This is a genomic window from Rhodococcus aetherivorans (assembly GCF_025722975.1).
In the GTDB taxonomy this organism is placed as follows: domain Bacteria; phylum Actinomycetota; class Actinomycetes; order Mycobacteriales; family Mycobacteriaceae; genus Rhodococcus; species Rhodococcus aetherivorans.
Genome location: NZ_CP106982.1, coordinates 1,535,224 through 1,547,436, shown reverse-complemented (window position 1 = coordinate 1,547,436; position 12,213 = coordinate 1,535,224). Strand labels below are relative to the sequence as shown.

General features: G+C 64.7%; 13 protein-coding genes. 11 read left to right on the top strand and 2 right to left on the bottom strand.

Translation table 11 applies throughout. The features are described 5' to 3' along the window. Positions 1-89 precede the first annotated feature (89 nt). From OCS65_RS07250 to OCS65_RS07200, 11 genes are all read left to right on the top strand, one after another. Complete coding sequence (locus OCS65_RS07250; protein WP_006941798.1) at positions 90-902, top strand: PaaI family thioesterase; 813 nt, start codon at positions 90-92, stop codon at positions 900-902. Positions 903-949: 47 nt separating this feature from the next. Next, positions 950-1,222 carry a WhiB family transcriptional regulator gene (locus tag OCS65_RS07245; protein ID WP_029545720.1) on the top strand — a complete coding sequence of 91 codons (273 nt, stop codon included), beginning with the start codon at positions 950-952 and terminating at the stop codon, positions 1,220-1,222. 149 nt (positions 1,223-1,371) lie between these two features. Then, positions 1,372-2,352 carry a quinone oxidoreductase family protein gene (locus tag OCS65_RS07240; RefSeq protein ID WP_251549670.1) on the top strand — a complete coding sequence of 327 codons (981 nt, stop codon included), beginning with the start codon at positions 1,372-1,374 and terminating at the stop codon, positions 2,350-2,352. A 106-nt stretch (positions 2,353-2,458) separates the two neighbouring features. Next, positions 2,459-2,986, top strand: coding sequence for a MarR family winged helix-turn-helix transcriptional regulator (locus tag OCS65_RS07235; RefSeq protein ID WP_006941801.1), 528 nt, complete (start codon positions 2,459-2,461; stop codon positions 2,984-2,986). A 208-nt stretch (positions 2,987-3,194) separates the two neighbouring features. Next, on the top strand, positions 3,195-4,349 hold the full coding sequence (locus tag OCS65_RS07230; protein ID WP_102799261.1) for an acyl-CoA dehydrogenase family protein: 1,155 nt from the start codon (positions 3,195-3,197) through the stop codon (positions 4,347-4,349). 27 nt (positions 4,350-4,376) lie between these two features. Then, on the top strand, positions 4,377-5,174 hold the full coding sequence (locus OCS65_RS07225; protein WP_263509269.1) for an SDR family NAD(P)-dependent oxidoreductase: 798 nt from the start codon (positions 4,377-4,379) through the stop codon (positions 5,172-5,174). Positions 5,175-5,327: 153 nt separating this feature from the next. Then, positions 5,328-6,650: a cytochrome P450 gene (locus OCS65_RS07220; RefSeq protein WP_006941809.1), complete on the top strand. Its 1,323-nt coding sequence runs from the start codon at positions 5,328-5,330 to the stop codon at positions 6,648-6,650. 69 nt (positions 6,651-6,719) lie between these two features. Beyond that, positions 6,720-7,037 (top strand): 2Fe-2S iron-sulfur cluster-binding protein, encoded by a 318-nt coding sequence (locus tag OCS65_RS07215; protein ID WP_006941812.1) that lies wholly within the window; start codon positions 6,720-6,722, stop codon positions 7,035-7,037. Positions 7,038-7,041: 4 nt separating this feature from the next. Then, entirely contained in the window at positions 7,042-7,467 is a 426-nt protein-coding gene (locus OCS65_RS07210) for a DUF2834 domain-containing protein (protein WP_102799262.1), read from the top strand. Positions 7,468-7,632: 165 nt separating this feature from the next. Continuing rightward, the gene (locus OCS65_RS07205; RefSeq protein WP_006941816.1) at positions 7,633-7,806 is read left to right on the top strand and encodes a hypothetical protein; all 174 of its coding nucleotides are present in this window, start codon (positions 7,633-7,635) and stop codon (positions 7,804-7,806) included. A 280-nt stretch (positions 7,807-8,086) separates the two neighbouring features. Continuing rightward, positions 8,087-9,754 (top strand): AMP-binding protein, encoded by a 1,668-nt coding sequence (locus OCS65_RS07200; RefSeq protein ID WP_006941818.1) that lies wholly within the window; start codon positions 8,087-8,089, stop codon positions 9,752-9,754. 125 nt (positions 9,755-9,879) lie between these two features. Here OCS65_RS07200 and OCS65_RS07195 read toward each other — a convergent pair whose 3' ends face one another. Beyond that, positions 9,880-10,875, bottom strand: a complete 996-nt coding sequence (locus OCS65_RS07195; RefSeq protein ID WP_231385945.1) for a LuxR family transcriptional regulator — start codon at positions 10,873-10,875, stop codon at positions 9,880-9,882. A 149-nt stretch (positions 10,876-11,024) separates the two neighbouring features. Continuing rightward, on the bottom strand, positions 11,025-12,197 hold the full coding sequence (locus tag OCS65_RS07190) for a LuxR C-terminal-related transcriptional regulator (RefSeq protein ID WP_006941822.1): 1,173 nt from the start codon (positions 12,195-12,197) through the stop codon (positions 11,025-11,027). Between the last annotated feature and the right edge of the window lie 16 nt (positions 12,198-12,213).

Below are 12,213 nucleotides of genomic sequence, written 5' to 3'. Positions count from 1 at the left end.
GGGCCTTACCGCCGGAAATCACTCTCCGGCGGTAAGGCTCTCGGGCGCGTTCCCGCACTCGGCTACACCGCACGGCCGTCAGGAGAGCCATGACCACCGACAACCCCACCGCGCTCCGGTTCTTCTCCACCGGCGCCGAACGGCTGTTTCGAGTCGCCGACGTGACCGGTGACGACACCCACGGGTACACCGAAATGGTCACGGGACCATGGCTTGCCGACAAATTCGGACGAGCGTGCCGAGGGACTCTCGGTGTCGTGATGGACGACGTGATGGGACATCCCGTCAATGGAATGACGCCCGAGGGATTCTGGGCGGTGAGCACGGAAATCCACCTCGACTTTGTAGCGGATCCACCGGTCGACGGCTCGGTTCTGCGCGCCGAGAGCCGGGTTCTCGGTCGAGGCTCACGGACCGGGCTGGCCGGTGGTCGGGTCGTCGACGCGCAGGGCCGCCTGATCGCCTGCGGGTCCACCCGCCTCCAGACAGTGCCGCTCACCGACCCACCGGGCGCACCAGCGGTCTCCCCCGACGATCTGGACTCTCGAGTCCGTGCCCGCTCGATCGTCGAACTGCTGGGAGCCGAACACGCGTGTGGGGCCAGTGGGATCGAGTTCGGCCCGTCTCCGACGCTCGCGAATCCGATGGGCAACATCCACGGCGGTGTGCTTCTGTGCGCCTCCGAGATCGCCGGCTCGGCTGCGCTGGCCATCGACGCGGACTTCCGCACCACTTCGATCCACATCTCGTATCTGCGGCCGTGCCCGTCGGACGAACCCGTCACCTTCGCACCGAAGGTTGTGCACCGGGGTCGCAGCCTCGGGATCGTCGAAGTCTCCAGTCGCAACGCAGCCGGGAAGACGTGCACCGCCGCCACCATCACCTGCAGTGCCGTCCACTGACCGGCGAGGACACCCCTTTCGACCCGCAACAGCCCCAGGGAGTGCTCATGACAGCCTCGGTCGTCGTCGCCGGCGCGGACTGGCAGAGGCACGGCCGGTGCCGAGATGCGGACCCCTCGCTGTTCTTCGGACCGGAGAACGAAGGCGGTCACGAACGAGCGCTGCGCGAAACTGAGGCGAAGAGCGTGTGTCGGCGATGCCCCGTGCTTCTCCGATGCCGAAAGCATGCACTGGCGCATTTCGAGCAGTACGGCATCTGGGGCGGCCTGACCGAGAGCGAGCGCAAACGACACCGGCGACCGCTGTGGAGATTCCCGTAGCCATCGGGCCTAGGGCCGGAATGAAACCGATCCCGGCGGTATCCACCGGTTCGTCCATCAGATCGGCGCCGGTGACGAATGCAGCCTGCCCATTACAACACCCCGGGGGTATGCAGTATCGTGCAAATGGTACGACCGAAAGGATCTTTATGGACGCCGTGGTGATGCAGGAGTTCGGGGGGCCTGATGTCTTGAGGTGGCAATCGGTCCCCGATCCGATAACCGGCCCCGGGTGGATCACCGTCCGGCTGAAGGCCGCCGCACTCAACTGGCACGACGTCCTGGTGCGACAGGGCAAGTACTCGTCACCCCTGCCGCACATCCTCGGCGCGGACGGCGCGGGTATCCGCACGGACACCGGCGAGGAGGTCCTCGTGCTCCCCTCGCTGTGGTGGGGCGATCGCGAAGCCGCCCCGGGCGCACAGTGGGAGATCCTCGGTGATCACCAGCGCGGCACCTACGCCGAGTTGGTCCGAGTCCCGAAGGACTGCGTCGCGCCCAAGCCGCGCAGCCTCACCTGGGAACAGGCCGCTGCACTGCCCCTCGTCGGCCTCACCACCTACCGCGCCCTGTTCACACGCGGCCGCCTCCGCTCCGGCGAAAACCTCCTGGTCCTCGGCGCCGGCGGCGGCGTCGCGACCATGGCCGTGATGCTCGCGGCCGCCGTGGGCGCGCGCGTCACCGTCACCTCCTCGTCCACGTCCAAGATCGCGCAGGCGCAAGAACTCGGCGCGACGAACGGCGTGTTGTACACCGACCCCACATGGCCGGACGCCGCTCGCCGACTCTCACCCCATGGCCAGGGCTTCGATCTCGTCCTGGACTCCGTCGGGACGTGGGAACAGTCCATCGCCGCATTGCGACCAGGGGGCCGATTGGTCGTGCTGGGGGCGTCACGCAGCGAACACGCCACCCTCGACGTCCGCCCGTTCTACTTCGGGCAGTACGAACTGATCGGGACCACGATGGGCAGCCCGCACGACTTCACGGGCCTCCTCCGTCTGCTGGACGCCGAAACAGTCCCCCCACTGCCCATCAGCGCGGTGTTCCCTCTCGCCGAAGCGGCCGCCGCACACAAGCACCTCGAGCAGGGAAGCGGGTTCGGGAAGATCGTTCTCTCGCACAGCTGAGAGCCGTTCGCGCACCGGCAGTCGACGCCCCTGTCGCTATCATCGAATCCCGATACAACTGACTGTCGGTGCGAGACACGGTTCGGCGACGACGAGAGGACGCGTAGTGGCGAGTGAACGGCCGACGCCTGCCCGCGACAGCCGCGACGTGATCGACTGGATGCGCGCCGAGTGGTCGGAACGGCGGGATTCGGCCGAACTGGAGTTCGCCACCACGATGGCCCTACTTCGTACGCATCAGTGGGTCGTCCGCGCCATGGACCGGGAACTGCGCTCACTTCGATTGTCGCGCAACGCCTATCTCATTCTGACGTCGCTGCAACTCTCGGAGGATCGAACTCGCCCACTCGGAAAGCTGAGCAAGTACCTCATGGTCCATCCCACCACGGTGTCGATGGCGGTCGACCAACTCGAGAAGGCCGGCCTCGTCGAACGTCATGCTCATGCGACGGATCGCCGGACCGTCCTCGCCACTCTCACCCCGGCCGGCTTGGACGTGGTCGAGGAAGCGAACGATCGACTCGCCGGCGCCCGGTTCGGTCTCACCTCGGTCGACACCGAGACTCTGGAATCGCTGATCGCACACCTGCAACTCGTCCGCCACGCCGTCGGCGACATCGAGACCGGCCACTGAACGACTGAGCTCCTCGCGGCCGAAGCCGTCGAGTGCCGCGCTCCCCTGCGTCGACCGCACACCTCTTGCCACTTGAACTTTGTCGACCTACTATTCAAACCTAGAGTTCTTTTCGGCAGGGAACAGGTCCACTCGCCTTCACATTGTGCGTCAGCACTTCCCTCGCCGTGATCACCCCCGATCGAATCACGCACAGGAGCACACTCCGATGGTTTCCTTCGCATTCACCGACGAGCACGAGGAGTTCCGAAAGACGCTGACAGCGTTCAGCGACCGCGTCCTCCTCCCCGGCTACCGCGACCGAGCCGCATCGACGGACTTTCCCTTCGACATCCTGAAAAGACTCGGCGACATCGGCCTGCTGGGCATCGGGCTACCCGAGCAATACGGCGGGACCGGCACCGAAGATCCGATTCTGCTCGGAATCGCCACCGAGACTCTCGCATACGGCGACGTGAACATGGCATCGGCTCCCGTACAGATCGGTCTGGTCGCCTCCCAGCTGGCGCTGTGCCGGGACGAGGTCCAGGAGCGTTACCTCCCGCCCCTGATTCGCGGCGAACAGACCGTCGCCATAGCCTTGACCGAGCCGGGCTCGGGATCCGACGCGAGCGCCCTTCGCACCACCGCCACCGCCGTGGAGGGCGGGTGGCGCCTGACCGGTGAGAAGACCGCGATCTCGTGGGCGATGAACGCCACCGCGGCACTCGTCTATGCCCGCGAACCCGGATCGGAGCGGGCGCGGGGCGTCAGCTGCTTCGTCGTCCCGCTCGACGCGGACGGAGTCACACTCAGCCACATGCCGGGCATGGGTTGCCTCCCGCTGGGCTGGGGAAGCATCCACCTGTCCGACGTCTTCGTCCCCGAATCGCATCTCGTCGGCGAACTCGGCAAAGGCTTCCACTCGGTCATGGAGCACTTCGACTTCAGTCGTGCCGCCCTCGGGCTGATGTGTCTCGGAGCCGCGAAACAGAGCCTCGAGGAGGCCGCCGACTACGCCCGGCATCGGGAAACCTTCGGGCAGCCGCTCTCCGAACACCAAGGCCTCGCGTTCCAATTCGCCGAACACGCCACCTACCTCGAGGGCGCTCGCTGGATCTGCTATCGGGCGCTGTGGCTTCGGGAAACCGCTCAACCGCACACCGCCCTCGCGTCGATGAGCAAGTGGTGGCCGCCCGTCGTGGCCAAGAACGCGATCGAGTTCGCCATGCGGGTACACGGAAACCTCGGCTACTCGACCGAATCACCTCTGCAGCAGAGATACCGCGACGTCACCGCCTACCTCGTCGCCGACGGCACGGCCGAGATCCAGAAGCGCATCATCGCCAAGGACATCTTCGCCCGCGGCACGGTATCGCTCTGACCCACCACTCCCGAACGGACTACACGAATGAACACGCGTGACATTGCAGCACCGAAGGAACTGAAGGACAGCAGCGCCCTGGTCGTGGGAGGCACAGCCGGAATCGGCCTGGCGACCGCCGTGGGTCTCGCCCAGACCGGCGTACCGCGGATCATGATCGTCGGTCGCGGATCGCAACGTGGAGCTGCTGCCCGAGAACGCATCTCGTCCGCCAACTCGTCGTGCGACGTGACCTTCCTGTCCGCCGATGCGACCACCGTCGACGGCGCCACGCACATCGCGTCCGAGGCCGAACGGGTCCTGGACGGCGTCGAGATCCTGGTCTCCACGACGGCCGCCGACACCCGGCCGGAACTCTTCGCGAACATCCCCACCGACGACATCGCACGCATCTTCAACCAACTCGCACTGCCGTGCATGTACCTTGCGAGCGAAATCGTTCCGCACATGTCTGCAAGGAAGTCCGGGGTGATCATCAACGTCGCCTCGGATGCCGCGAAGACCGCCACGCCCGGCGAAGCGGTCATCGGAGCAGCCAAGGCGGCGATCGTGATGTTCACCCGAACCCTCGCCATCGAAGCCAAACGCAACGGGATCCGAGCCAACGTCCTGACCCCGTCACTGGTCGCCGGCACCGGTTCGACCGAGCGGATCACCTCCGACGGATTCAGCGCCAAACTGTTCGCCAAGGCCGCCCAACAAGCGCACCTCGGCGTCCCCGAATCCGAGGACCTGGCAGCACTCGCGGTCTTCCTCGCCTCCCCCGCTGCACGACGGCTCACCGGTCAGGCCATCAGCGTCAACGGGGGAATATCCGCGGCCTGAGAACTGCCTCCGAAGCGGGGGCAAAACCCCTCACCTGGGTGACGCGACGGCACCGCAATTGCATGAGACTCGAGTCCAGCACGAGAGGACGTGCAACGAGAGCGCCGGTACGTCCTGACACTGTTCAACCCCCACCCAGAGAGAAGGTTGATCATGACGACGATCGAGTCCGCAGAAATTGCATCGATTCCAGACGAGATCGCACGACAGATCGTGCTCCCCGAGGGACACAGCGATGACACGAAGCTGCACGAAGCCTACCGGTGGCTGCGCGAGAATCAGCCGCTCGCGCAGGGACGGGTGGAGGGATACGACCCACTCTGGCTCGTCAGCAAGCATGCCGATCTGATGGAGATCGAGCGACAACCGCACATATTCAGTGCCGGTGGGGGCGAGACCAAGGGCTCCCACAATCCCATTCTCGCCAACCAGGCCGGGGACGAGTTCACAAAGAAGCTCACCGGGGGAAGTCTCCGCATCCTGGATGCGTTGCCCTATCTCGACCCTCCGGAACACACCACCATCAAGGATGTCGCGTTCGATTGGTTCCGACCGGCGAACCTCAAGAAGTGGGAAGAACGCATTCGCGAGACCGCGAAGGATTCCGTCGATCGCCTCGTGTCCGGGAGCCACGATCTGGACGCCGTGCAGGAATTCGCGGTGTTCTTCCCGCTGCACGTCATCATGTCGCTTTTCGGTGTCCCCGTCGAGGACGAACCGCGCATGATGGCGCTGACCCAGGACCTCTTCGGGGTCGCAGACCCGGAAGCGACGCGCGAGGATATCGAAAACGTGTCTCCCGATGCCGCAGCCCAGCAGTGGGCGGCCGCGATCTCGGACTTCTACGCCTATTTCGATGTTCTCGTCGAGAACAGGCGAGCCGAACCGCGAGACGATCTCGCGACCCTCATCGCGGTTGCCAAGGATGCGAACGGCGAGTATTTCCCCAAGACGTTCGCCTACGGATGGTTTGTTGCAATTGCGACCGCGGGCCACGACACGACAGCGAGCACACTCGCGGGATGCCTGCAACAACTGGCCCTGCGTCCCGACGTCCTCGATCGAGTGCGGGGCGATCTCGACCTGGTACCGCACCTGGTGAACGAGGCGCTGCGCATCGTATCGCCGGTGAAGCAGTTCACCCGCGTCGCTCTCAGCGACTACGAACTCCGCGGGCGCACGATCAAAGCCGGCGACCGCCTGATGCTGTTGTTTCAGTCCGGCAACCGCGACGGAGAAGTGTTCGACGACCCCGATACCTTCGACATCGACCGGCGTCCGAACAAGCAGATCGCTTTCGGGTACGGACCGCACATGTGCATCGGACAACATCTCGCGAAGCTCGAGATGCGGGTCATGCTCGAGGAACTGCTGCCGAAGCTTCGCCGCGTCGAGGTAACCGGGGAGCCCAAGATGATCCAGACCAACTTCGTCGGCGGGCTACGGCACCTTCCCGTCCATCTGACCTTCGCCTGACCAGGGGGTGTGCAGAGGCGATGATCGCACTCGGCGCACCACCCTCAAGTGAGAAAGCACCCGGAGCACATGACGAAAGTTACGTACCATCTGCCGGACGGGACATCGGCGCGGATTGACGTCGAACCCGGCGAGACGTTGATGAACGCCGCGTTGCGCAACAATCTTCCCGGCATCGTCGCCGAATGCGGCGGCAGTTGTGCATGCGCGACCTGCCACGTTCACCTCCCCAAGAAGTACAGCTACTGCTTCACCCCACCGACCGACGAAGAGACGGATCTGATCGCGTATCTGGACGCCGCGGACGACGAGTCCCGCCTGTCCTGCCAGCTCGTCGTCGACGACAGCGACAACGAGATTCACATCCGCGTCGCAGACAGTAGGTGAGTCGATGACGACTCGGATGCGCGGGGACACCACGATGAACGTCAGGCACGCCTTCTACCTCGTCGTCGGGATCGCTGCAGTACTCTTGACGTGGCCATTCGCGTTCGACTGGATCGGCGACGGCGGCAACATCCTCAACCCGGTGGCATTCTTCGGTGATGGTCTCGCACCTGGCGGAACAGCTGCCTTCCTGAGTATCGACATGTTGATCGCGTGGACGGTATTCGTTGTGTGGGTGCTCACGGACACCGCTCGGATCGGCATGGGCCGGAAGTGGGGCGTGGTATTCGTGCTCCTGTCCTACATCGGCGTGTCGATGGCCTTCCCTTTCTATCTTATTGCCCGCGAGCGCTTCCTGACTCGCACGACGGCCGGTCGACCGGTGACGGCCGAGGTGCACTCCCCGGGATCCGGTGTGATGCAGGACTAGCAGCCGACAAGACCCTGTGTCGAGCCGAGCTCGACATCGCCGTCCCTCGGAAGGTGCACGACCACCGCCAAGGGACCGACATGGAGGACGGGCGCGCGAACACGTCGCTTCTGCCGCAGAAGTGCGTATTCACAAAACAACTCGAACTGACGACAGGGACCGGCCATGACCGAGAACAACTACGCCTTCCTCATCGGAGGTAAGTGGCGCGCACCCACCTCGCGCGTCATGACCACCGAGGAATCTCCCAACGACGTACACGTGGTCTGGCACGGCCCCGAAGACGCCGAGGCCGACGTGGACGCGGCAGGGCGCGCGCTCGACGATCCGACCGGGTAGTCCCGGCGGGACCGATACACCGGGTGCAGGCGAGCTGGGCCCCGAAGCAGTCGAGGCGTACCTCCCCCGAAGTCGATCTACCTGGGACCACGCGGGTGGGGATGCGGCATATCCGCGCCCACACCCGACGGCTCATCCCATCGAGGCATTTCCTTCGCCCGGAAGGCTGAGATCGCGGCCGAACAGTTCTTTTCCCTCATTCCGGTCGACATCATGATTCGACCACCAACTTGGGCCCGCCTCCCGCTGCGGAGGGGCACCTGAAAGCAAGGATCTGCACATGGATGTCATGGAGCACTCAGGGGCAATCCTCCCCGAGGACCGCTACAGCGCGAGCACTCTGCACGCGTTCCGGTCGCACGGTTACTGGCGCGACGAATGCCTGACCGAGCACATCGACCGCTGGGCGGAGACAGATCCGGATTTCGTCGCCGTCACCGACGGCTACGGCGTGCTCACCCGCAGCGAGCTTCGCGCGCAGGCGTACCGTCTCGCGGCGTCCCTGAGAAAACTCGGAGTCGCCCCTGGCGACCGGGTGCAGGTGCAGCTGCCGAACTGGAACGAATTCGTCGTCATCTATGTGGCCGTGGCCCGGATCGGCGCCGTTCTGGTGCCCACGATGCCGGTCTACCGACATGACGAGGTGCGCTACGTCCTCGAGCACTCCGGCGCCAAGATCTCCTTCGTCACCGAGGAATTCCGCAAGTTCCGCTATGCCGACATGTTGACCGAGGTACGCCGCGAGGTGACCGGACTCGAGCACGTCGTCGTCGTACGCGGGGCGGTAGGCGTTGGAGAGCTCGCGTTCGATTCGCTGATCGCCGGCGACCATGTGCCCGGTAACGACGAGCTCGGATCGCCACCGTCGGCGGATGCCGCCCACGCAATCATCTACACCTCCGGGACGGAATCACGCCCGAAAGGTTGCCAGCACACGTTCAACACCCTGTCCTTCACCGTCTACGGTCTCGGTCGCGAGGTGATGGGCTTGAATTCCGACGATGTGGTCTTCATGCCGTCCCCGGTGACGCATGCGACCGGGCTCGCCGTGGGAGTGGCGACACCGTTGATCCTCGGAAGCGGAATTCACCTTCTCGACGTGTGGGAGCCGCACGAGGGACTTCGACGTATCGCGGAGTACAGGACCACGGTCAGCATGGCTGCGACGCCGTTCCTCCAGATGGCGCTCGGGGCGATCGAGGCCGGCGCAGTTCACGACCTGAGCTCGATGCGACTCTGGGTGAGCGCCGGGGCCCCGATCCCCGAAACCCTACTGCGGAATTGGAAGGCGGCGCTCCCCGATTGCACCCTCCTTCCGGTGTACGGCAGCAGTGAGGGACTTCTGGTGACGGCCGTGCGCGTCGACGATCCCGTCGAGAAGGTGCTCTCCTCCGACGGGCGGGCTTTCGACGGTGTCGATCTCGAGATCCGCGACGGAGAGGGGACCGTCCTGCCGGCAGGCGAGGAAGGTCAGATCTTCTACGGAGGACCGGGCATCTTCCTCGGATACTGGCGTGATCCCGAGCGCACGGCCGCGGCGGTCGACGGCCGGGGATTCCTCGCGTCCGGTGATCTCGGCCGCGTCGACGCGGACGGCTATCTCCGGGTCACGGGACGAATCAAGGACCTCATCATCCGGGGAGGCATGAATATCTCGGCACGGGAGGTGGAGGAGCACCTCTTGGCACATCCGCGGATCATTGCGGCAGCGGCGGTGTCGATGCCTGACGCCCGCCTCGGCGAGAAGGTGTGCGCCTTCATCGTCGTCAACGGCTCCGCGCCGACTCTGGAGGAGGTGGCCGACTTCCTCCGGAACGAACGCAAGGCCATGATGCAGAAGATTCCGGAAAAGCTCGTGGTTGTGGATCAACTCCCTACCACCGCGACCGGAAAGATCCAGAAGTTCCTCCTCCGCAAACAGGCAGCCGAATCGGTTGCCGACGCCTGATCGGCTACCGCCGCCCGGGGCGGCTCATCGGGAGCCGACCTCGGACGGCAGGCCACGAAGGAGTCGTGCACTTCGAGATCGCTGGCCGCCGCGTATCTGCCCGTCAGCGAAAGGACTCGAGCTGCCTACCGCGAGCCTGTCATCTCGAGGTAGCGGTAGATGGCTTCGGACCGATTCATCGCGCCCAGTTTTCGGAGAATCTTCTTGACGTGTGTCTTCACCGTGAAGATGCTGATCACCAACTCCTCGGCGATGTCGGCGTTGGAGGCGCCCCGGACAACCAGTGCGAAGACCTCGCGTTCACGAGCAGTCAGAGAGCCGAGCACCGGGGTACCCAGGTCTTCGTTCAAGCCCCCCGCCGGCGCGACGGCCCACCGAGTGGAGTTCTCGTCGACGAAATGCACATCGGCATGCTCGAGAAGCTCGGCTTCCCTGGCCTCCTGCTGCAATCGTTGGACTATCAGATTCTTCTGTTCGCTGAGGCAATCGGCGAGCATCACCCGTTCGAACAGCGTTCCGGAACTTCGCGCGAATGCGCCAACCACATCTCGTACCACCGCATCCAACGCTTCACCGGTGGTGCGACTTCCGTGCACGAGCCCGATCACACCCGTCGACACGGTGATCGGAGCCACCACGTACGAGCTCGAGGCGAGCATCTGCGCAACCTCCGGGCTCGGTCCGATGTCGGCGTCCGATCCGGCGAGTACCGCCGACCGTGTCTCCCAGGCCCTGCCCTCGGCCGATTCGGAGGTGAGGGGTAGGGCGTGCGGCAACTGGAGTACCTCTTCCGTCCTTGCCACGCTGTAGAGTTCGAGCGCTGTCCACGTTCCGTTGTGTACCTCGGACAACAGTATTCGGTCGAGGTGGGCGGTGTGCGCCACTTCTCGGCAGATGAGTTTGCGGAGACCGGCGACCGACTCGGCTCCGCGAAGACGACGGATCGCGCCGGCGAAGTCGTGGGGAGAGAACACATGTTCCGGTCCGGAATGCTCCGCGCGGATTCGCCGGCGCAAGTCCTGGAGATCGACGATGAGTCGACCGAGTGCCCGTTGCCGCTCGGGGTCGAGTTCGGTAAGCACGGTGAACGCAGATTCGGTGGCTTCGTCCAGCAGTGTCACTCGAGTGTCGAGAGATTCCGACCGAGTCTTGCAGGTACGCGGGCCGACGCCGTAGGTGTTCCGGAGCTGGTCGAGGAGGGCGATGACGGCGTGTGACAATTCGCGGTCGACGGCGGCCCGGGCGGCTCTTTGCCCCTGAGATTTCTCCTTCATCGCTGTCGTCGAGCCTGGCCCGAGTAGAGAGCAGCCGCGGCAGCGCGCGTAGGTGCGTGCAGCTTCTTGAGTACCGCTTTCACGTGCGATTTCACGGTGCCCTCGGAAATGACCAGCGCTCGGGCGATCTGGCTGTTCGTTGCTCCGGTGGCGAGATGGGAGAGGATCTCGCGTTCCCGGAAGGTCAGTACCGAAGCCAGTTCGACCACATGGTGGTCGTCGGGCTTGCCATCGGCACCGTCCGCCGGACCTTCGGCACGGCGGGAGAGAATCGCGTCGGCCTTCGAGATCCGATCGAGCATGGCCTGAGTTGCGTCGAACGACTTCTCGATCCGTGCACGCTGTAGTTGTAATCGATGCTTGAGAACGGCCTGTTCGTAAATGATCGCCAGGATGGTTGCGAACGTGTCCAATCGGTCTCGATCACCCGGGTCGAGCGCATCGGTCGACCCAGGACGATCGGCATGGAGCAGCCCGATGACCTTTCCCCCGGACATGACCGGCGCAGCAACGTACGCCGACGTCCGGGACGCACTGACCATCTCCTTGTGTGTGCGGTTGTCATCGGCCGGGGCCGCAACCAGCGCCGGAACCCGTCGACGTACCAGCTCGGTTTCCAGAGGTGCCTCCACCAACGAGAGTTCGGCGGAGTCTACGTAGTCGGAGAAGTCCAGTGGGGAGCCGTCGAGTTCGGGCCGCAGATAGAGGCGGCGCGGCTGCCACCGAGTGCCCGACACCGCGGAAATCAACGAGCGTGCGAACGGCAACGCGGTGCAGACGGCCTCTGGAGCCGACTCGATGATCTCGCGCGGCGGAAGCTCCCGAAGTTGGAGTGCCGCGTCGTGCACCTCGACCACTTCGGCGACAGGACGAATCGCCTCGACCTTGGCGAACTCCTCCTCGAGGTGTTCGATGCGGACGAGAACTCGACACGCGTCCTCGATGTCCGTTCCGGTCACCCGTCCCTCGGTCAGCGCCCTGGCGAGTCGACGCCGTGCCATGGCCAGCGACACCGACAGGGCGGAAGAGGACAGGGCGGAAGAGCGCATGTCGCAGGATTGGTCGCCCAGCAGTTTGCCGGCCGTACAGAGGCACTCGGCGGCTCGCTCTACGAGATACGTGAAGTCATCCGACTCACCTTCGCATCGCATCCCGACCTCGTTGTCCACGGCACTCCCACCTCTT

Excerpts from the sequence above, each read along its gene's own strand:
- OCS65_RS07250 (WP_006941798.1), top strand. The coding sequence starts at position 90 with ATGACCACCGACAACCCCACCGCGCTCCGGTTCTTCTCCACCGGCGCC.
- OCS65_RS07245 (WP_029545720.1), top strand. The coding sequence starts at position 950 with ATGACAGCCTCGGTCGTCGTCGCCGGCGCGGACTGGCAGAGGCACGGC.
- OCS65_RS07240 (WP_251549670.1), top strand. The coding sequence starts at position 1,372 with ATGGACGCCGTGGTGATGCAGGAGTTCGGGGGGCCTGATGTCTTGAGG.
- OCS65_RS07230 (WP_102799261.1), top strand. The coding sequence starts at position 3,195 with ATGGTTTCCTTCGCATTCACCGACGAGCACGAGGAGTTCCGAAAGACG.
- OCS65_RS07225 (WP_263509269.1), top strand. The coding sequence starts at position 4,377 with ATGAACACGCGTGACATTGCAGCACCGAAGGAACTGAAGGACAGCAGC.
- OCS65_RS07220 (WP_006941809.1), top strand. The coding sequence starts at position 5,328 with ATGACGACGATCGAGTCCGCAGAAATTGCATCGATTCCAGACGAGATC.
- OCS65_RS07215 (WP_006941812.1), top strand. The coding sequence starts at position 6,720 with ATGACGAAAGTTACGTACCATCTGCCGGACGGGACATCGGCGCGGATT.
- OCS65_RS07210 (WP_102799262.1), top strand. The coding sequence starts at position 7,042 with ATGACGACTCGGATGCGCGGGGACACCACGATGAACGTCAGGCACGCC.
- OCS65_RS07205 (WP_006941816.1), top strand. The coding sequence starts at position 7,633 with ATGACCGAGAACAACTACGCCTTCCTCATCGGAGGTAAGTGGCGCGCA.
- OCS65_RS07200 (WP_006941818.1), top strand. The coding sequence starts at position 8,087 with ATGGATGTCATGGAGCACTCAGGGGCAATCCTCCCCGAGGACCGCTAC.